Source organism: Chryseobacterium sp. 27AL, assembly GCF_057815395.1.
Map to the genome: position 1 here is coordinate 24733 of NZ_JBYRIW010000010.1, position 20671 is coordinate 45403.

24 protein-coding genes are annotated in these 20671 nt (G+C 35.4%); 16 read left to right on the forward strand and 8 right to left on the reverse strand.

What is annotated here, in order from left to right:
• Nucleotides 1–13: 13 nt before the first annotated feature.
• From AC3WV0_RS13630 to AC3WV0_RS13665, 8 genes are all read left to right on the forward strand, one after another.
• The gene (locus tag AC3WV0_RS13630) at nt 14–1378 is read left to right on the forward strand and encodes a DUF5458 family protein (RefSeq protein WP_089999478.1); all 1365 of its coding nucleotides are present in this window, start codon (nt 14–16) and stop codon (nt 1376–1378) included.
• A 67-nt stretch (nt 1379–1445) separates the two neighbouring features.
• Complete coding sequence (locus tag AC3WV0_RS13635; protein WP_488846655.1) at nt 1446–1892, forward strand: hypothetical protein; 447 nt, start codon at nt 1446–1448, stop codon at nt 1890–1892.
• A 32-nt stretch (nt 1893–1924) separates the two neighbouring features.
• Entirely contained in the window at nt 1925–2968 is a 1044-nt protein-coding gene (gene mutY / locus AC3WV0_RS13640) for an A/G-specific adenine glycosylase (protein ID WP_488846656.1), read from the forward strand.
• A gap of 288 nt (nt 2969–3256) precedes the next feature.
• Nucleotides 3257–3814: a gliding motility lipoprotein GldD gene (gldD, locus tag AC3WV0_RS13645; RefSeq protein WP_488846657.1), complete on the forward strand. Its 558-nt coding sequence runs from the start codon at nt 3257–3259 to the stop codon at nt 3812–3814.
• Between the two features lie 27 nt (nt 3815–3841).
• A complete protein-coding gene (locus AC3WV0_RS13650) occupies nt 3842–4765 on the forward strand; it encodes a PfkB family carbohydrate kinase (protein WP_488846658.1) in 924 nt (307 codons plus the stop codon).
• Nucleotides 4766–4853: 88 nt separating this feature from the next.
• On the forward strand, nt 4854–6224 hold the full coding sequence (locus AC3WV0_RS13655) for a peptidylprolyl isomerase (RefSeq protein ID WP_488846659.1): 1371 nt from the start codon (nt 4854–4856) through the stop codon (nt 6222–6224).
• 81 nt (nt 6225–6305) lie between these two features.
• The gene (locus tag AC3WV0_RS13660; RefSeq protein WP_488846660.1) at nt 6306–7295 is read left to right on the forward strand and encodes an NAD(P)H-dependent flavin oxidoreductase; all 990 of its coding nucleotides are present in this window, start codon (nt 6306–6308) and stop codon (nt 7293–7295) included.
• Between the two features lie 14 nt (nt 7296–7309).
• On the forward strand, nt 7310–8095 hold the full coding sequence (locus tag AC3WV0_RS13665) for an alpha/beta fold hydrolase (protein ID WP_488846661.1): 786 nt from the start codon (nt 7310–7312) through the stop codon (nt 8093–8095).
• 85 nt (nt 8096–8180) lie between these two features.
• On the opposite strand, the gene AC3WV0_RS13670 is transcribed toward AC3WV0_RS13665, so the two are convergent.
• The 3 genes from AC3WV0_RS13670 to AC3WV0_RS13680 form a co-directional block, all read right to left on the reverse strand.
• Entirely contained in the window at nt 8181–8804 is a 624-nt protein-coding gene (locus AC3WV0_RS13670) for an HD domain-containing protein (RefSeq protein ID WP_488846662.1), read from the reverse strand.
• A gap of 30 nt (nt 8805–8834) precedes the next feature.
• Nucleotides 8835–9134, reverse strand: coding sequence for a rhodanese-like domain-containing protein (locus AC3WV0_RS13675; RefSeq protein ID WP_488846663.1), 300 nt, complete (start codon nt 9132–9134; stop codon nt 8835–8837).
• A 63-nt stretch (nt 9135–9197) separates the two neighbouring features.
• Complete coding sequence (locus tag AC3WV0_RS13680) at nt 9198–10412, reverse strand: outer membrane beta-barrel protein (RefSeq protein ID WP_488846664.1); 1215 nt, start codon at nt 10410–10412, stop codon at nt 9198–9200.
• A gap of 83 nt (nt 10413–10495) precedes the next feature.
• On the opposite strand from AC3WV0_RS13680, the gene queG reads away from it, so the two are divergent.
• From queG to AC3WV0_RS13700, 4 genes are all read left to right on the forward strand, one after another.
• A complete protein-coding gene (gene queG / locus AC3WV0_RS13685) occupies nt 10496–11446 on the forward strand; it encodes a tRNA epoxyqueuosine(34) reductase QueG (RefSeq protein WP_488846665.1) in 951 nt (316 codons plus the stop codon).
• Nucleotides 11447–11786: 340 nt separating this feature from the next.
• Nucleotides 11787–12455: a TIGR02117 family protein gene (locus AC3WV0_RS13690; protein ID WP_488846666.1), complete on the forward strand. Its 669-nt coding sequence runs from the start codon at nt 11787–11789 to the stop codon at nt 12453–12455.
• A gap of 115 nt (nt 12456–12570) precedes the next feature.
• Nucleotides 12571–13035 (forward strand): SRPBCC family protein, encoded by a 465-nt coding sequence (locus AC3WV0_RS13695; RefSeq protein WP_488846667.1) that lies wholly within the window; start codon nt 12571–12573, stop codon nt 13033–13035.
• Between the two features lie 15 nt (nt 13036–13050).
• Complete coding sequence (locus AC3WV0_RS13700) at nt 13051–14346, forward strand: cryptochrome/photolyase family protein (protein WP_488846727.1); 1296 nt, start codon at nt 13051–13053, stop codon at nt 14344–14346.
• A 17-nt stretch (nt 14347–14363) separates the two neighbouring features.
• On the opposite strand, the gene AC3WV0_RS13705 is transcribed toward AC3WV0_RS13700, so the two are convergent.
• From AC3WV0_RS13705 to AC3WV0_RS13720, 4 genes are all read right to left on the reverse strand, one after another.
• Nucleotides 14364–14831, reverse strand: coding sequence for a hypothetical protein (locus tag AC3WV0_RS13705; protein ID WP_488846668.1), 468 nt, complete (start codon nt 14829–14831; stop codon nt 14364–14366).
• Between the two features lie 275 nt (nt 14832–15106).
• Nucleotides 15107–15301 carry a cold-shock protein gene (locus AC3WV0_RS13710; RefSeq protein WP_029295183.1) on the reverse strand — a complete coding sequence of 65 codons (195 nt, stop codon included), beginning with the start codon at nt 15299–15301 and terminating at the stop codon, nt 15107–15109.
• Nucleotides 15302–15545: 244 nt separating this feature from the next.
• Nucleotides 15546–16607 (reverse strand): 3-oxoacyl-ACP synthase III family protein, encoded by a 1062-nt coding sequence (locus AC3WV0_RS13715; protein ID WP_488846669.1) that lies wholly within the window; start codon nt 16605–16607, stop codon nt 15546–15548.
• Nucleotides 16608–16943: 336 nt separating this feature from the next.
• Complete coding sequence (locus AC3WV0_RS13720; RefSeq protein WP_488846670.1) at nt 16944–17243, reverse strand: helix-turn-helix domain-containing protein; 300 nt, start codon at nt 17241–17243, stop codon at nt 16944–16946.
• Between the two features lie 161 nt (nt 17244–17404).
• On the opposite strand from AC3WV0_RS13720, the gene AC3WV0_RS13725 reads away from it, so the two are divergent.
• The 4 genes from AC3WV0_RS13725 to AC3WV0_RS13740 all read left to right on the forward strand — a co-directional run bounded on the left by AC3WV0_RS13725 (nt 17405) and on the right by AC3WV0_RS13740 (nt 19573).
• Nucleotides 17405–17644, forward strand: a complete 240-nt coding sequence (locus AC3WV0_RS13725; RefSeq protein WP_488846671.1) for a hypothetical protein — start codon at nt 17405–17407, stop codon at nt 17642–17644.
• A gap of 59 nt (nt 17645–17703) precedes the next feature.
• Nucleotides 17704–17907: a hypothetical protein gene (locus tag AC3WV0_RS13730; RefSeq protein WP_488846672.1), complete on the forward strand. Its 204-nt coding sequence runs from the start codon at nt 17704–17706 to the stop codon at nt 17905–17907.
• Nucleotides 17908–18107: 200 nt separating this feature from the next.
• A complete protein-coding gene (locus AC3WV0_RS13735; protein ID WP_488846673.1) occupies nt 18108–18875 on the forward strand; it encodes a phosphatase PAP2 family protein in 768 nt (255 codons plus the stop codon).
• Nucleotides 18876–18877: 2 nt separating this feature from the next.
• Nucleotides 18878–19573, forward strand: a complete 696-nt coding sequence (locus tag AC3WV0_RS13740) for a VIT1/CCC1 transporter family protein (protein WP_488846674.1) — start codon at nt 18878–18880, stop codon at nt 19571–19573.
• Between the two features lie 427 nt (nt 19574–20000).
• Here the strand turns inward: AC3WV0_RS13740 and AC3WV0_RS13745 are convergent, their stop codons facing one another.
• Nucleotides 20001–20612, reverse strand: coding sequence for a DNA alkylation repair protein (locus AC3WV0_RS13745; protein WP_488846675.1), 612 nt, complete (start codon nt 20610–20612; stop codon nt 20001–20003).
• Between the last annotated feature and the right edge of the window lie 59 nt (nt 20613–20671).

The following is a 20671-nucleotide window of genomic DNA, read 5'->3' on the forward strand; positions in this document are numbered from 1 at the left end:
CTTTACATTAATCATGGATAGTAAATTACAGGCAGCTGAAAACCAACAACAGGGACAACAGCAGCAACACGCAGGTCAGCCGAAGGCTAATCCGCTTGCCGAGCTCAATAAAATCGGAGGTTTTGGTTTTGTAGAATCCGTTGTGGATGGTATTGCCAATATGAACCCCACAAGAAAAGCAAGGAAAGAAATCTTCCTTAATGATAGCAATAAAGAAGAGGAACGAAAAGAGCTTCTTCAAAAAATAAACCTTTGGGTAAATCTTCTGGAAGGCAATGATTCTGCCGATAAAATGGCAGAAACATGCAAATCGAAGGCACAGGCAGCAGAACAGAGCCTGAAATCAAATCTTAAAAATACACTTGACGCCGTTCGCATGCTTGAAACAAACTATAGAACGGTGGCCCAGTTTTATAAAAATACCGAGCTTGATAAAGTTGACAATGTAAGCATTGTCAATGCAAGCCTGGATCAGGTTTCCGATCTTGATAATCCTTTGTTTATCGATGCCATCGCAGAAGAATTCAAGAATTATTACGATCGCCTGGATCTTAGAGATAACTATTCTATCTTAGCAATTCCGGGATATTTAGGATCGAATAAAGTGATCGAAAAATGGGCGAAAATCTGTAACGAAAACAAAGTGATGATGGTTACCGATTTTGCCAATCTCGACAAGCCGGATGATGTGGTCGATCTTTTTCACTCTGCGAATCTTACGGGTGGAGAACTGCACAGAAGTAATGTGATCATGACATGCAACTGGCTGGTAGGCCGCGGAAAAGCTGAAGAAGTAGGGGAGGAAGAAAACGTCGAACTTCCGCCATCAACTTCACTGGCAGGAAAAATCCATAAAACGCTGATGTCTCAGGTGGCAGCAGGTAAAAAGCATGGAAACATCAATGAAGTAGACGCCGTAAAATTCGAATTAAAGAAAAGCGAGATTTCACAGCTTGAAAAAATGGGACTTGTTCCTATGGTCAATGAATACGGAAAGATCATGGCATTTTCTGCAAAAACACTATTCACCGGCGATAATATCGGTTTGCAGACGTATTCTGTTGTTCGTGTATTCGACTATGTTACTAAAGTTTTATTAGACTTCCTGAACAGAAGGGCTTTCGAAAACTGGAATGCCAAAAATGAAGATGATTTAAGAAGACAGATTGTTCAGTTTCTGGATAATATTAAAGGTCCGGACAAACTGATCGAGAAATTTAAAATTGTTCGTTTCGAACAGGACAGAGTAAATAAAGACAGAGTGTGGCTTGACATCCGCCTGACACCTTATTTCCCAACAAAAAGTTTTGTAATAAAGCTTGACGGGCACAAAGGTGATGACGGAAACGAATGGGATGCTGAATACGCTCAGGAATAAAAAATATATCTTAAAAACCGATGAAAATACATCGGTTTTTTTCTATCAAATCCTTAAAATATTTCTTATGAAAGGCAGATTACTTTATTTTTTGCCATTAATTCTTCTTGTGTTCAGCTGTGAAGAAAAAAAGATTCAGCAGGAGCATACAATAGATCTTTTTGCGGATGAAAGACAGGAAGGTAAAGCTTATATTATGAGTGAACAGGAATGCTTTGATGCCAGTAATCTCGTAATTTCAACATCAGATATTAAACTGACAGACAGTTCTACAGGTCGCGGACGGGCAGTTTTCATCTATAAAATTCAATCAGGTGAGGTGCTTAAAACAACAATAGACTCAATCGTTACTTTTCCTATACAGATTTTATCAAATCAAAGATTGGAACTTAAATCTTCGATGTATGCTTACCTTAAAAAACTTGAAGGCTACCGCTTTATTGCAAAAGACAAACACCTGAAATATCAATGGCTTAAAGCCGCCCCCGTTTACCCGGTAAAAAGGGAAAATTAAATTATCTTTGCAGCATTAATGAAGAAGAACTTTTGGAAAATATTAAAAATTCAGATTTAAAACCTATTGGCAATAAACTTCTAACCTGGTACAGGACAAACGCCAGAGATCTTCCTTTCCGCCAGACAAAAGATCCGTATAAAATATGGATATGTGAGATCGTTTTTCAGCAGACAAGGATCAATCAGGGATTGAATCACTACAATAATTTTATTGCAAGGTTTCCGGACGTTAAAACACTGGCTGAAGCTGATGAAAATGAAGTTTTACTGTACTGGAAAGGATTGGGATATTATTCAAGGGCTATAAATGTTCATAAGGCGGCACAGCAGATTATGAACGACTATCATGGAATTTTCCCCCATGAATATGAAGAAATTTTAAAATTAAAAGGAGTCGGGAAATATACTGCTGCTGCGGTTTCCAGTATTTGTTTCAATGGTAAAATTCCTGCGGTGGACGGAAATTTTTACCGTGTTCTCAGTCGGATTTTTGCAGATGATTTTGATATTTCAAACTCAAGAGCTTTCAATTATTTTTCTGAGCTTGCACATTTAATTTTACCGGATAATGTCGGTGATTTTAATCAGGCCATGATGGATCTGGGATCTGAAATTTGTAAACCAAAAAATCCTTTGTGTGGAGAATGTCCGCTAAATAATGATTGTCTTGCTTTTTCAATGAACAAAGTAGCTGAATTCCCCGTTAAAGCCAAAAAAACAAAAGCAAAAGATCTCGAATTAAAATATTATTTTGTCCACAGAAACGGACAATTCCTGATTCAGCAGAGAAAAGACGACTTCATCTGGAAAAAACTGTTCGAATTTGTACCTGAAATTTCCGATAAACTGGTACCATTCATCGTAGGCGTAAAAACAGTAAGCCATAAACTGACACACAAAAATTTAAGTATAGAAATTTACAATGTTGAAGTAGATTCTGAAGAAATCTGGCAAAGTTTTATCGCTGAGAATAATTACATCATAACCAATGTTGAAGGTTCTCACGAAAGATCATTTCCAAAACCTTTGGAAAATTATATCCAAAATTATGATGCGGCATACAGAATTCTGTGATGTCATTGCGAGCAGCGAAGCGACGAAGCAATCTCAAAAAATGAAAAATCAATAGTCTGGATTTCTACAGAATGACAAAATGTGCTATTCACCCAAAATTATAAATTTTGATATCTTTTGCTGAGTGAAACGCCTTTGCGAACTTAAAAGCGGGTAATGGTCAAAAAATCTTTGCGATCTTTGCGTTAAAATAAAGCCATCCCAATAAAATTCAATTTCAAATCCAAAACCTATTGAAATCCTGAAATTTGTATTCTCAAATCTAAATGGAATTTGTATTTTTGCAAAATGTTTAAAAACGCCATTTTTATTTTTGCAGCTTTGCTTTTGGTGTCTTGTGGCAAAGATCCTGTTCCAAAGCCTTATGGAGAGCTTCGCCTGGAATATCCTGCGCCGAAATACCAGAAGTTTGAAAATAACTGTGCCTATACTTTTGAATATTCAGATTTTGCCAAAATAGCGGATGCTAAAAGGCCCTGCTGGTATTACCTGAATTATCCGAAAATGAAAGCGAAAGTATTCGTAACTTATTACCCGATAAAAAACGATTTTGCGGCACACATCCAGGAAGCGGAAAAAATGGTTTACGAACATACGATAAAAGCAAGTGCTATTGACACCAAATCATTCGAATACCCGGAAAAGAAGGTGTATGGTAATTTTTATGAGCTTAAAGGTCAAAGTGCTTCAAATCTTCAGTTTTACATTACAGACAGTACAAAACATTTTGTAACTGCTTACTTATATTTTAACACAAGGCCAAAACCTGACTCTTTGGCTCCTGCAGTAGATTATATCAAAAATGATATGAAACATCTGCTAGACACATTTGAATGGAAAAATTAATTACGTTTAACATACTTTGATAATAATATGAAACTTTTAGTTGTAGGAAGTGTTGCATTCGATGCAATTGAAACCCCATTTGGTAAAACAGATAAAATTTTGGGAGGTGCAGCAACATATATCGGGATTACTTCATCTATTTTGGGTGTAAAATCAGGAATCGTTTCCGTTGTGGGAGGCGATTTCCCCCAGGAATATCTGGATATGTTTACCAATAGAGGTGTAAACATCGAAGGGATTGAAATTGTAAAAGAAGGCAAAACTTTTTTCTGGGCCGGTAAATACCATAACGACCTGAATACCAGAGATACATTGGCAACGGAAGTAAATGTTCTGGAAAACTTTGATCCGAAAATTCCTGATTCTATGCAGGATGCGGAGATTTTATTATTGGGAAATCTTCATCCGGGAGTACAGCTATCAGTTCTTGAAAAAATGCATAATCGTCCGAAATTGGTTATTCTTGATACAATGAATTTCTGGATGAATACCGCCTGGGATATTTTAATGGACATGATCGCAAAAACGGATGTTATCACCATCAATGATGAAGAGGCAAGACAGCTTTCCGGAGAATATTCTTTGGTGAAAGCAGCTAAAAAAATTCACGAGATGGGTCCTAAATATGTCATTATCAAAAAAGGTGAACACGGAGCTTTACTTTTCCACGACGGTAAAGTATTTGCGATCCCTGCACTGCCGCTGGAGGAGGTTTTCGATCCAACCGGAGCCGGAGATACTTTTGCGGGAGGTTTTGCAGCTTATCTTGCTAAAAAAGGAAAAACTGATTTTGAAACCATGAAATCTGCTTTAATAGTAGCTTCTGCAATGGCTTCTTTCACAGTTGAAAAATTCGGGACAGAAAGAATTGAGGAGGTAAATGAATCTGATATGTTCGCAAGATTAAAACAATTTAAAGAATTAACAACATTTGACGTGGAACTACAGTAAATACTTCTTTTTTAAGAAATATTTATAATAAAAAATTTAGTGTAATTCATTAAGAATTCTAAATTTGCAACTTGTTTAAAATAGTAAAATGATAAATAAACTTAAGATCACTTTTCTTTTTGGAATTTTCATCATGTTGTTGGGTACAAATATGATGAATGCTCAGCTGAAACAAGGAGATTTAGTGGATGGTATTGCTGCTGTAATCGGTGATGAAATTGTTTTGGAATCTGACGTGAATGAGCAGATGAACTATGCAAAACAGCAGGGAGCTTCTAATATCGATAAATGTGAGTTTTTAGAGAGTTTTCTAAACAACAAACTCCTGGTATACGAAGCAAGAAAAGATACCTTAATTGAAAACCGTTCTGCGGCAATTAAAGAACAGGCGAATTCAAAATATCAGCAGTTATTGTCCCAGTTTCCGGATGAGAAAACAATGCTGGCTGCCTACAAGTTCAGAAACGGATATGAAATGAAAAATGCGATCGAGAAAATCGATACGGATCAATATTACGGACAGGCAAAATACCAGAGAATTACGGAAAAAGCTGACGTTACGCCTAATGAGGTAACTGATTTCTACAATACGTACAAAACTCAGCTTCCGGAAATTAAAGATGAGGTTTCATTATCGCAGATTATGATGTATCCTAAGCTTACTGAAGCTCATAAAGATGAACTGATTAACAGATTGAAGAAAATAAAGCAGGATATTCAGGGAGGAGAAACTTTTGAAAGCCAGGCAAGGATCTATTCAGAAGATCCGGGTTCTGCGGCAAACGGTGGTTTAATGAAAAATATCTCTAAAGGTCAGATGGTAAAACCTTTCGAAGCTGCTGCCCTTAACCTTCAAGAAGGAGAAATTTCAGACCCGATAGAATCCGAATTCGGTTATCATATCATACAGCTGGTAAAAAAATCAGGAAAGATATATGATGCAAGACATATTCTTTTAATGGCAACACCTACTGATGAAGAAATTAAAACCGCAAAAACAAAATTAGACAGCATCAGAGGTTTGATTATGGATGGTAAAATGACTTTTAAAGATGCCGCGTTCAGATTTTCTGATGATAAAAGAACAAAATTCAATGCCGGTGTTATTCCCGGTGCTGATGGCTCTAATAAAATAGAAAGAGAAAGTGTTCCAGGAACAATCAGTTATGAGTTAGCAGGTCTTAATAAAGGAGATATCACGAATGCTTTTGATGATAAAGATGAAAGAGACAGAAAAGTAGTAAAGATCATCAAAATGGAAGATGTGATTCCTGCGCACCAGATTACGCTGGAAACTGACTATGACAGAATCAAGCAAATGGCACTTAACAAAAGAAGAAATGAAATGGTGGAAAAGTTTGTTAATTCAAAATTACCGACGACATTCATTTCGATAGACGGCCGATATGACAGCTGTGCTTTTAAAGGAAGCTGGAAAAAAGATTCAATCAAAAAGTAGATATACTAAACCTTCAGAATTTCTGGAGGTTTTTTTATGCTTAAAACTGCCGTTAACATTAGTTTTTATTATTTTTACAGCATGAGCAATTTTATAGATTTTAGTTCGGCTAAAAAACTTCACGATATGCAGCAAAGTCAAAATAGAATTACACAACTTTTTAATATTCAATATCCCATCATCCAGGCGGGCATGATCTGGCATTCCGGATGGAGACTGGCTTCGGCAGTTTCAAATTGTGGAGGATTGGGATTGATTGGTTCCGCAAGTATGTATCCTGACATTTTGCGTGAAAACATTCAGAAGTGTAAGAAAGCTACTGATAAGCCTTTTGGCGTAAATGTAGCACTCCTTTATCCCAATTTAGAAGAAATTATCAATATTATTTTGGAAGAAGAGGTGAAGATTGTTTTCACATCTGCCGGAAGTCCTAAAGCTTATACCGAAACTCTTCAAAAAGAAGGAATAAAAGTGGCTCACGTCGTTTCCTCTACAAAATTTGCCATGAAATGCGAAGATGCAGGAGTTGACGCTATCGTTGCAGAAGGCTTTGAGGCTGGCGGTCACAACGGAAGAGATGAAACGACAACATTCTGTCTGATTCCGAATGTCAAAAAACACATTACAAAACCGCTGATTGCAGCAGGAGGAATTGCTTTGGGATCACAAATAAAAGCAGCCATGATCCTCGGGGCAGACGGTGTACAGATTGGCTCCCGGTTTGCCGCAACGACAGAAGCAAGTGCTCATGAAAACTGGAAGAAAAAAATAACCGAACTTCAGGAAGGTGATACTCATCTTACCCTGAAAGAACTTGCGCCGGTAAGGATGGTTAAAAATAAGTTTTTTAATGAACTCGAAGAAATCTATAATACAGGTAGAAATAAAGAATCCCTGATTGCTTCTTTAGGCCGCGCAAGAGCAAAAAAAGGAATGTTTGAGGGTGATTTGGATGAAGGTGAGCTTGAAATAGGCCAGGTTTCCGCTTTAATTGATGAGATACTTCCTGCAGAAACTGTGTTTAAAAATTTGCTGGAAGAATTCAGAAATACGGATACCCCGGTTTTATAAGGAATTTAAAGATAATGGAAGTAGGGATTATCGATGTAAAAGGGAAAAAGCTTTATGTTGAGTACAAAAATTTATTTGAAAACAGGCCGACTGTTGTTTTTTTACATGATTCTTTAGGCAGTTCTCAGCTTTGGAGAGACTTCCCGGATAAACTGTCAAAGGAAACCCAATGTAATACGTTGATATATGATCGTTTAGGTTATGGAAAATCTTTTCCTATGTTTACTCATGAACGTAAAATCGATTATATGGAAACCGAAGCAGATGTTCTGAACGCCTTACTGGATCAATTAGATATACAGGAGATTATTCTTTTTGGTCACAGTGATGGAGGGACAATCGCTTTAATTGCTGCCGCAAAATATCCCGAAAAAATAAAAGCAGTTATCTGTGAAGCCGGCCACATTTTCGTGGAAGATATTACCGTAAAAGGTGTTGCAGACGCATTGCATACTTATCAGACGACAAATCTTCCTGAACGGTTGGCGAAATATCACGGTGACAAGGTGGAAATGATCATTAAGGCATGGACAGAGATTTGGTTAAGTGATCGATTTCGAAGCTGGAATATAGAATGCCTTTTGAAAGATATCAATTCACCGCTGTTATTTATTCAGGGTGAAAATGATGAATACGGAACATTGATGCAGGTCGAGAAAACGATTTCCCAAGTAGGCGGAGCTGCTGAAAAGTTTATTATTAAAGGTGTCGGGCATACTCCTCATAAAGAGGTTCCGGAACTGGTTTTAGCAAAATCAATTGAATTCTTAGGTCAAATAGTGAATAGCCGTAAAATTTAAATTACTATTTTAATAAAAAAATTAAATCAGCAATATCAATAGGAGCGGGCTTTAGCCCACTTTAATTTTAATATACAAGTTGGCTTTAGCCAAAATTTAAAGATTCAATTTCTAACAGTATATTTTTTCTGGCCTGATCTTCATATTTTTCTCTAAAATAATTCGTTTTAAAGATACTTTCAGATTCCAGAAAATGATGTAATACTTTTTTTCTTCCGGGTTTATATAGTAAATCGGGATATATTGAGTATTCTTTTCTGATTTTTTGAGTGTATTCTATGTATTTTTCAGATTTCTGTCCCAAGACCGAAAGATCTGCATCCAAAAGATAATTGGTGTCACTGTCCTCAGATATATGAAGTTTTGTAGCAATGATCTGTTGTGAAACTTTTTCAGCAAGATCGGTGTCTGTACACAATTTTCGAAGATGTTTTCTGGCAAACTCAGCGCTTTTTTCTTCATTAGTTTTTGAAGAAACATTATAAATCACATCATGATAAAATACAGAAAATGTAATTGCTGTAAGATCTGTTATTGTAGGCGTTACCTGACTCAGTTCAATAAACATATTTTGCAGATGTTCAAAGTTGTGATAGTGTCTTCCTTTTTCGGAATATTTCTTCTCTATCTCAAGCCATAGATCATTAATAAGCTTAATATTATCTGAGATTTGAATACAATTTCTTGAAAATCTTTCTTGAAGATCCATTTTACGATTTTTTAAATAAAAAAAGGAACTTTAAAAAGTTCCCTGATTTGCTTCTATAGCTTGTTTAAGTTCAGCCCAGCCACCGCCGTTATAGCCTTCTTTCAGGCCTTGAGTGTTTAGGTATTCCAAAGCTTTTCCGCTTCTGTTTCCACTTCTGCAGAAAATAATTACCGGTTTTTCAATAGACAAAATCTCATCTTGTCTTTCTTCTACTTCGCCCAGAGGAATATTTTTAGCTCCTTCTATATTTCCGTCCATCTCAAGCTCCATAGGCTCGCGAACGTCGATTAATTCATAATTTCCTGATTTTAAAACTTCTGATAAAGACATAATGATTTGATTTATTAAATACTAAACGAAAATACGTAAAATTAATGATAATTAACTACACGTTTAGAATAATGTGTACCCTAAAATAAGGGAAATGGTCTGATATTTTGAAGTCATATAAAGATAATTTTGTAGAAGATTTCTTTGCGTTGTTGCGCGCAATTCGACCAAAAATCTGTCATTATATTTATATCCGGCACCAAATGCAAGATTACTGCCGGAGTCAATCTTGATTTCTGCAAAATCCATTTTAAGTTTAGAATTAAGCTCAAGATCTATCACGTAAGCTGCGTTTAAAAAAATCTTTGATTTGTTATTCAGAAAGAAATAATATCTCACTCCAAACGGAACTTCTATGGATTTATAATCCACCTCTCTTGTCGATTTTGTTTCAAAATACTGACCAGCATATACAATCGATTCTTTTTCAGTCTTATAGTATTGATAAGTTGGTTCAACAAACAAAGCCCATTTATTTTTATTGAATGGTAATATAAACTCAGCTTCAATTCCTATTCTGAAAGATGCCTCGCGGTCAAATTTAGTTGTCTCATTGGCTAAATAAGTTGAATTATTAACTTCAAATGAAGAAAAATTAATTCCAGGTCTGATATTTAAATTGAAAAGATCAGCCTTTTCTGCCGGTTGATTATAGTTTATTGCAGTATTACCATCGCTACAAGCGTTATAGCTTATAAATAAGTTAGCAAGGTCTTTTGTCTCGTATTTTGCCGCATCAATTTTTTTGTTTTCAACTCCGCAATTTAAAATTTCGGCAAGCTGCTTTTTATAATCTTCATTATACGCAATTTGGTTAGTGTTAATATAATAGGATTTGTGGATTAACTGCTTTGGTTCAGAGTTGTTAATGTTGAAAAAAAACTTTTGGATTTCTGAATTTTCATAATATAAAAGATCAGCCTTTCCGTCGATGATGTATTTAAGAAATACTGTACGCTCTTCAAACTGGGGTTTTCTTTCATAGGACATATCGGATAACTGTTCGGATGAATTATCGATCATCACTTTTTTTCTGACATATTTGCTTTCATTACCGATTCCGAATTCCTGAATGTTTGCGATGTTTTGTCTTTTAATATCCGTCGATCCATCGGTTTTATATTCAAATTCTGTAGGGTTATTCTTCCAGTCAAGATTTTTAATTAAAACTTCACTCTTTTTACCCGAGTTATTAATAAAATATCCTTTTTCGAATTTGATTTGCGCATTGAATAGGCTAACTGAGGAAATACAGGCTAATAAAATTATTTTATTCATGGTTATTATAAATTTCTCTTTATGAGATATTAATTATTAAAGCCGCAAATTTATAAAATAATCTTAGTTTTGCAAGGTAAATAATGAATTCGAACGCAGAAAAATATTCGCAGTTGATCAAGGCCAGGGCAAAAAGTTTTGGCTTTCAGAGCTGTGGTATTTCCAAAGCTGATTTTCTGGAAGAAGATGCAAGACCACTGGAAGAATGGCTGAAGAATAATTTTCATGGCGAAATGAAATATATGGAAAATCATTTCGATAAAAGACTGGATCCGAGGTTATTGGTAGAAGGTTCAAAATCAGTGATTTCCCTTTCCTATAATTACTTTCCCGAAGAGAAAATTTCTACATTGGATAATTTTAAAATCTCAAAATATGCCTATGCCGAAGATTACCATGAAGTAATCAAAGATATTCTCAGAGAGATGGTTGCAGGGCTTCAGGAAGATATCGGAGCGTTTGGTTTTCGGGTTTTTGTTGATTCTGCACCGGTTCTGGAAAGAAGCTGGGCCCGTAAATCCGGAATTGGTTGGGTAGGTAAAAATGCAAATCTTATTACTAAGCATAACGGCTCATTTTATTTTCTGGCCGAGATCATCTGCGATCTTGAACTGATTCCCGATCACGAAACAACCGATCATTGCGGGACATGCAGGAAATGTATAGATGCCTGTCCTACAGATGCTATTGTTTCTGAAAAGCTGATCGACGGAAGCAAGTGTATTTCTTATGCTACTATTGAGCTTAAAAATGATATTCCCGATTATTTTAAGGATAAAATGGATGACTGGATGTTCGGATGTGATGTCTGTCAGGATGTTTGTCCGTGGAACAGGTTTTCAGCGCCGACACATCAAAAAAAGTTTTCACCCAACCAGGCATTAAAAAACTTTAAAAAAGGCGAATGGAAAGAACTTACTCAGGAGCTGTTTTCGGAAATATTTAGGAAATCTCCCGTTAAAAGGACAAAATTTGCAGGTCTTAAACGAAATATAGAATTTCTAGGCAAGTCATCAAACAAGTTGAATTTTTAGGGGATAATTTCCTGTCTGGAATTTTTAGGTTCCAAAATCAAAAGGATAAACGACCATTCCTTAAATTTATTTAAAGAGGTAAGATTTTACAGGTATCGGGTTACTTCAAAAAAAAGATTTTCAGGAGAATATTTCTCACCGAAAATCAACGTTTTTTCTGTATTCTTTTTGGAGCAACTTTTACTCTGATTTTAAATCTTTTGTTTGATTTAGTGTTTTTCTGCATATTTGTGAACAATTTTGTATTTAAATTTAAAGAAAAATTCGTTTAAAACAAATACTTTTAAGAAAATTATTATTAAATTTTATTCATTATATTTAAAAGATGGCTGTCAAAAAAATGTTATTTATTATTCTTAAAGCTTTAGGCATTGTTGTTGGAATTATCGCACTTTATGTTGCTTTAGGATATCTTCTGCCGTTTATTGAAATTTCGGCGAAAGATGATGGCCAAAAGAAAGAAATTCCCATTTATATTTACACCAACGGAGTGCATACAGATATTGTAATGCCTGTAAAAAACAATCTTTACGACTGGAGTGCTACAGTTCCGTTTGCCAATACAAAATCAAAAAAAACAGATTATAATTATATAGGAATCGGGTGGGGTGATAAAGGCTTTTATCTTGATACTCCTACCTGGGCCGATCTCAAATTTTCCACAGCCTTTAAAGCTGCTTTCTGGCTAAGTGAATCTGCGATGCACTGTACCTATTATGAAACAATGAAAGAAGGCGATGACTGTAAAATGATTATGATCAGCAGAAGTCAATATAAAAAACTGGTAGAATTTGTAGAAAATAAATTTGACAGAGATCACAACGGAAATTTTATTCTTATTCCTACCAATGCGGTCTATGGAAATAATGACGCATTCTACGATGCAAAAGGAAGATACAGTTTTCTTGATACCTGCAATACCTGGGCTAATAATGCTTTAAAAGTTGCCGGACAAAAAGCGGCCCTGTGGACCCCTACTGATTACGGAATATTTCTGCATTATAAATAATACATTAAATTATTTTTATATTTAACAGAAATATTTTTGTAAAATAATTTTTATATTAGTGCATCAAAAAAAACACAAATGTGGTATCTTTATTGTATTTCAATGTGAAAAAATAATGAAACACAAACTCTTTCGCGAGCAACAGCTGAATTGTGATATAGACACTGCGTGGAAATTTTTTTCTTCTGCTAAAAATCTCTCCAAGATTACTCCGGAAAATATGAAATTCATTGTCCTGACAAAGTTTGAGAATGATGAAATCTATGAAGGCATGATCATCGACTATTTTGTTTCTCCACTTTTTGGAATTAAATTGAAATGGAAAACCGAGATTATTCAGGTCAGTTTCAGAAAGAGCTTTACTGATTTTCAAAAAAAAGGACCTTACAAACTCTGGCATCATCACCATGAATTTATAGAAAATGAAAACGGTGTACTGATGAAAGATACTGTCGATTATGAACTTCCTTTTGGTCTTTTAGGAGAAATTGCTCATAAAATTTTTGTTAAAAATAAGCTCCAGCATATTTTCGATTATCGGTTTAATGTATTGGAAAAACTTTTTAATCAACACAACTGATTTTTCATGTCTGTCATTAAAAACAAAATAAATATTTTTTGGTTCCGGAGAGATATGCGATTGCAGGATAATTGTGGTCTTTACCATGCCTTAAATGGAGATTTTAAAGTGCTGCCTGTTTTTATTTTCGATAAAGAGATTTTAGGAAAACTTGAAAACAAATCGGATAAAAGAATAGATTATTTCCACCAGGCGTTGAAAGAAATTCATCAGGAACTAAAAAAGTATACCTCAGGAATTAAAGTTTTTCATGAAAAACCTTTGGATGCATTCAAAAAATTAATCAACGAATTCGATATTGATACCGTATTCTGTAATTCCGATTACGAGCCTGATGCGATAAAACGTGATCAGGAGGTGGAAGCTTATCTTAAAAAAAATGATATTGATTTTAAAAGCTTTAAAGATCAGCTGATTTTTGAAAAGGACGAAGTTCTAAAAAAAGACGGAACACCCTATACCGTTTATACACCTTATTCGAAACAATGGAAAGCGCTTCTGAAAAAAAACAGTATTGAAAACTATAAAGCAGATTTTTCGAATTTCTTACCATATCAGGCACCAGAATTTCCTGAACTTGATGATATCGGCTTTAAAAAAACGGAAGTTGAATTTAAACAGCCTGTTCTTAACAAATCAATCATTGATGATTATGGTCAATACAGAGATTTTCCGGGAATGGATCACACAACCCATTTGGGTGTTGCCCTACGATTCGGAACAATCTCGGTTCGTAAATGTGTACAGTTTGCTGTTGAACATAATGAAACCTGGCTGAATGAGTTAATCTGGCGTGAGTTCTTTATGCAGATTCTTTATCATTTTCCGAAAGTAGTGCATCATTCATTTAAAGAAAAATATGAAAATATAGAATGGAGAAATAATGAAAAAGAGTTTGATCTCTGGTGCAAAGGAAAAACAGGCTATCCCATTGTTGATGCCGGAATGCGACAACTGAACCAAACCGGATTTATGCACAACAGGGTGAGAATGGTCGTAGCAAGTTTTCTCACCAAACACCTGCTCATCGACTGGAGGTGGGGTGAAGCTTACTTTGCAGAAAAGCTTCTGGACTATGAACTTTCATCCAACAACGGTAACTGGCAATGGGCAGCAGGCTGCGGATGTGATGCAGCACCTTATTTCAGGGTTTTTAATCCTTCCGAACAGGCTAAAAAGTTTGATGCTGACCAGAAATACATCAAAAAATGGCTTACCGAAGAAGAAATAAATGCTGATCAGATTGTAGAGCATGTTTTTGCCTGGAAAAGAGCGCTCGAAGTGTATGGAAAAGCAGTTAAAAACGGATAATTTTAGTAAGTTTAAAATTATTTTCTTAGTCCTAATTTTTTTAAAGCATTAGCATTCAGGTAGATGTCCGGAAAATGCGTCAGGGATTCTACATCTCTGAAATTTTGAAAAGCTTTTTCATTTTTATTGAATGAAAGCTCTATCGAATCATTATAGATTGCTGTTATTCTTACCACTGAATATCCGTTATAGGCAATTTTAAACCCTTCAAAAAGACATTTTTTTTCAGCTTTTTGGTATATTTTATATTCTTCAAATGGGTTGCTGTCGACTTTGGTATCATAGCCTTTCTTGTTGTGCTCAAGAGATTTCCAGGAGGTATAGTTTCTGGGTTCCTTAAGAATATTTCCTTTCGTATCAACCGGTACAAACATCCCCAGTGTCAGAGGCTTTTTCAGGAAATTCGCATAATTATTCATCAGCTTTAAGGTCTGAAGATCTGCATATCCTTCATGTGAATAATATTCTATGACGAAATCGGTCATAGGAATTAATTTGTGAGAGGAGCTGACTGGCATATATACTGTTTCTACAGGCAAAATCAAATTATTTAATTGGAAACGAAGATAAATAAATTGTTAAAAACAATGAAACAAATTTAATGCTAATCATGCTCATGATTATAAAAAAACAAACCTCCCACATTTTCTGCGAGAGGCTGATGACATATATAAATAAGATAAATATCAATTCAATAATGTCTTTTCAGATACGTAGTAAAATATTGATATTCTTACTTTTGATACCTGAAGACTTGGTATTATGCCAATTTTACATTCACAGCATTTAAGCCTTTCTGGCCCTGCTGTACTTCAAAAACTACTTTGTCATTTTCCTGGATAGATCTTGAAATTAATCCTGAAGAATGTACAAAAATATCTCTGCTTCCGTCTGTTGGAGAGATAAAACCGAAGCCTTTTGCTTCATTAAAAAATTTTACGGTGCCTTCTTGCATTGTAATATTGTTAAAAAAATTATTGTTAAGTCTAATGCCTTGTGCAAAGACTTGTTGTTCAACTAAAATGGCATCTGGAAAGGTAAACTGAAAGAAAATAAGATGTAAAATCTACAGAATAACAAGGCAGTGGCCTGTTTTGTATTGCAAAGATAGAACAAAATAAACAGATTAAATATATTTTAAGTAGTTGATTATCAAAAATATATTTGTATCTTTTAAACCGATCTCTTTATAGCTTGCTCTAAAATTTATAAACGAGTGCATTGATGTTCATGCCTGCTCCTACCGACGCAAAGAGAATAATATCATCTTTTTTTATCGTGTGAGATTCCAGCTCATCTTTCAGGATCATGGTGAGCAAAGAAGGTATGGTTGCTACACTGCTGTTTCCCAATTTGCTGATTACCATAGGCATTATACCGGAAGGAACATCTTTTTCGTACAGCTGATAGAAACGTTCTACAATGGCCTCATCCATTTTCTCATTGGCCTGGTGGATGATTATTTTACTCAGATCATTGATGGGATATCCACTGCTGTCGAAGCATTTTTTCATAGCGTCAGGAACATTGGAAAGCGCAAATTCATAGATTTTTCTTCCGTCCATTTTAATATATTTGGTATCGGGGCAGCTTTCATTGTTGTATGATTTTCCGAAATACAGAAAATCTTTTTCGTTAAGTGTATAAGAAGCTGATAAATGGGATTTTATTCCTGAATCATCGGTTTCATTGGTCTCAACAATTACGGCTCCGGCTCCGTCTGCATAGATCATGCTGTCTCTGTCGTGGATATCAACTACCCGCGAAAGTGTTTCGGCACCGATCACCAGGCATCTTTTTGCTATTCCGGATCTGATAAAGGCATGAGCCTGAATCACTCCCTCAATCCATCCCGGACATCCGAAAAGCACATCATATGCAACGCAGAAATTATTTTTTATTTTTAATGAATGTTTTACCCTTGAAGCCAGGCTCGGAACCGTATCTGACTGGATGGTCCCAAATCGCACATCACCGAAATTGTGGGCAAATATAATATAATCCAGCGTTTCAGGATCTATCCCAGAGTCTTCGATTGCAGACTGCGCTGCTATGAAACCCAGATCAGAGGCTACCTGCGAGCTGTTGGCATATCTTCTCTCTTCGATACCTGTAATTTTTTGTAGTTTTTTTGTAATGGACGCATTACTGTCTTGTAAAAGATTTCCCTCTTCATTCAGGAATACATGGTTATCGAAAAATAAATTGTTAATGGTTTCTGAAGGTATATAGTTTCCTACACCTATGATTTTGCTTGTCATACTAAAATAATTCTAATCCTTAAATAAAATGAAATCAGCCGAACAAATGTTCAGCCTTCGTCAATAAACCTCATGACCATGGCCGTAAAGTTTATAAAACACGTTCTGCGACATTATATCGCTCAATCGTATTGAATCCCATCAAAAATCCTATGATATATATGATGGGATCATTAAGACAATAGAATACAAATAGTAATAAATCAATTAAAAAAAATTATATTTTTAATTCTATATCAGTATAAAGGTAGTTGATTTAAAATAAAAACAGCTATAAATGAATCTAATTTGTTAAAATTTAACATTCATAGATACCTTTTACATATTATTGATCGTTTACAGCTCATCCTCAAGAATTTTGACAATACTGTCGATAACATGCTGCTTTCTGTATTTCTTATGGTATTCGGCTCTTGGCTCGGCAACAATATGATCATGATCTTTACTGAAAAGCGCATAAAGATCTATGTCCGGATGGTGTTCTACGTACCATACCAAAAAAGTCAGGGGCATTGCATTTTTCCCCGAAAAATAAAGTTGAATAGACTGTGGCGTCACACCATACTTGGTTGCGATTTCTCTCATCGTTTCGCCTTTTTGCTTGCTGTACTCACGGATCTTCTCGTAAATTTTCATATTGAGTAGCTTCTTTGTGTTAAATAATTAGCAATAATAAATTGATAAATTCTCAATATAGTATTGTTTATAAATATAAAATCGTATATTTGTTCTTAAAATTGTCTGTTGAGACAACACAAAATTACGAAAAAAGGTTTAACAAAAATTTATTCATTTGTATGGGCAAATCAAAATATCCCAATCAGCAGAGAAAATCTGATGAAAAACTTGATTTTATAGAGCAATGGTTACCGGCGCGTTACACAACTTCAGTAAATATACTTCTACAAGAAGAGCCAAAAGATGCTGTATATATACGAAAGGTAAAAAACAGAAAATTAAAAGATGATAACGTTCTGGATGCACTTTACAAATTATCAATATTTAATAAGCTGCAGATCGAAAAACAATTTTGCTAATATTATTTCAAAAAAATTGATAACTTTATCTTTAAGGTAAAGAAATTAACACAATAACTATGGAAAAAAATAAAACGGTAATCACCGAATGCTTTAAATGTGGAACACGCTACAAAAATCACTTCAAGGCTTCCCCATGCTGCAAATCTATCATTGTAAAAGTAGATGAAAATGGTAACAGAACAACCATTACATATCTCAGCACACTCTCAATCCCACAATTGCAGCCGGTAAAAAAATCAATCTTAGAAAAATCGGAATAAGAACAGTTAATGAATCCCGTAGATGTTGCGGGGTTCTAAATTTACTTGTCATTCTGCGGTGGCGGAAGCTGGACCGGTCCGAAAAATAGATTATTGGGTAGAGCGACTTAATATGCTGGAAATCAATGTAGATATTTATAAAATCTGTGGGTGTGAAATCTGATATTATTTCCTTAAATTTAAGGTTCAGATAATAATCCATGAAAGTATTAATCCCATTTATAGCCGCTTTGATCTTTTCTTATTCTATGAATGGGCAGACCAGAGCAGATTCTTCCATGTATTTTGAAAAGCTTGAATACCAGGATCGTAGTTACAGACCCAGTTATAAAAAGCTCATCGTTCCAACGGTTTTGATTGGATATGGGGTGATAAGTCTTACTTCTGACGCTCTGAAAGATCTGAACAGATCTACAAAATATGAAATTGGTGAGCATCAGCCGAAACATATTAAACTCGATAATTATACGCAGTATCTTCCTGCTGCTATGGTGTATGGCTATAATCTTGTAGGGATAAAGGGTAAACATAATTTCAAGGAAAGGACCATTATCTACGGAACTTCGCAACTGATTTCAGCGGCATTTGTGCTTCCGTTGAAACATTTGGTGAAAGAAGAACGTCCGGACGGTTCTAATAACCTTTCGTTTCCTTCGGGGCATACAGCGGCGGCTTTTTCATCAGCTCATTTTCTTTTCAGAGAATATAAAGATGAAAATTTCTGGCTTTCGCTTTCAGGATATCCTATTGCTTTATTCACAGGAGTTTACCGTACCCTGAATGATAAACATTGGGTGGGGGATGTGGTTGCAGGTGCCGGATTCGGAATTTTAAGTACAGAATTGGCTTATTGGCTTTTTCCCTGGATTAATACATTTTTTAATAAAAAAGATTCCAAAAGTTTTACAATGATCTATCCTGTTTTAGATTCTAAAAATTTTGGAGCCGGAATGGTTTTAAACTTTTAATTATGCATCATCAGTTAGAAAAACATTATGTAAATAGAGTAGGCTGGCTTCGGGCAGCGGTTTTAGGAGCTAATGACGGATTGCTTTCCACCACAAGTATCGTTATAGGGGTTGCCGCCGCTTCACCGGACAGGAATACGATCGTCCTTGCCGCCCTTGCCGGAATGATTGCCGGTGCAATGTCCATGGCTGCCGGAGAATATGTTTCCGTGAGCTCTCAGGAAGATACTGAAAAAGCTGATCTTCTTAGGGAAAAGCGTGAGCTGGAAGAAATGCCCGAAATAGAACTTCAGGAACTTGCCAAAATTTATGAAAAACGCGGTGTCAGTAAAGAAACGGCTTTACGCGTAGCTACTGAACTTACCGAACATGATGCTTTGGCTGCTCATGCGCACGACGAATTGGGAATCAATGAAATTACTCAGGCAAAACCGTTGCAGGCTGCGATTGCTTCATTCGGTTCATTTGCGCTGGGGGCTTTGTTGCCGTTTATGGTTTCGCTTTTGGCGCCAATCAAACAGATGGTCTATTTTCAATATGGTTTTTCAATCGTTTTTCTGATGATTTTGGGAGCTATTTCGGCCAGGACCGGTGGTTCAAAAACCGGAATTGCAGTTATGAGAATATGTTTCTGGGGAACCGTCGCGATGGGTATAACTGCATTGATAGGGCATATTTTTGGAGTCAGTGTTTCTTAAAAGAATAAGAAATAATTGAATAAATGGACATCAGCGAACCTCCAACTATATAAATGAATTTAATTGGATGAAAAATATATTTTCTTTATGCTAATTATTGTAGGTCTTATGAGTTACAATCTTCATAAGAAAACAGATGGCGGCAAGGCATATAATGTTAAAGCCGGCACAGTCACTTTTTAAGACCAGACCAGAAACAGAAAATTACTGTGGCATTAGATAATCCCGGATCCGGAATCCTGAAGTGATTATTTTCAGTCATGGCTATGGAATACATTCAAAGTTCTCAAAAGAATGAAATCGAAGGTTTTTTAAGCTATTGTGACCTTTTTCATTTTTAGTCATCAACTTTAAATAATTGAACTCGTTTTTTGAATCTTTTGTTGTTATATAAAAGCTTAAGCGGATTTTAATTGAATCGTGAGAATTATTTTTTTTCTTTGATAAGTTTGTAGGTAAACAGGGTATTTTTATCCTGAAGATTCCATGTTGATACTTCTTTATCTATCAAATCAGGATTTTTTTTGCTGATATCACGAAGAGAATTGCCTACCGATTTTCTTACATATTCACTGTCTTCTGATCTGTATTTAGCAATAAGATCAACAGCCACTTCAGGATGATCTTTAAAATAAGCTCTTCCTGTCCAGATTCGGAGTCCTTCAATAACTGCTCTTTTAACATTCGGATTAGGGCTAGACAGCCAATTTTTTATTTTGGGTAAGCTTTGCTCATAGCCTATGACGCTGCAATAATGATCAAACGCCTTGGCAAGCATTTCCTGTACACGCCAGTTTGGTTCCAGCGATACTTCATTTTCTAGAATTTTCAGAGCCTCAGGATGGTTTGTAGAAAGCTGTCCGAGAATGTAAGTGCCCAGCATTTTTACCTGGTAATCATTTTGCTTCAGAAAATCCAAAGCCTGCTCAAAATGATTCTCATTTTTATCATTCAGGATTTGATCACCGGCTTCTATAATGTGCTTAAAGCCATGTTCTATCTGAATGATATGGTCAATTATTGATTTTATGTTTGTCATGGTTTAATTATACTCTTTAATCTATACAGATTATGTTATACGTTATTTAAGTTATAAAG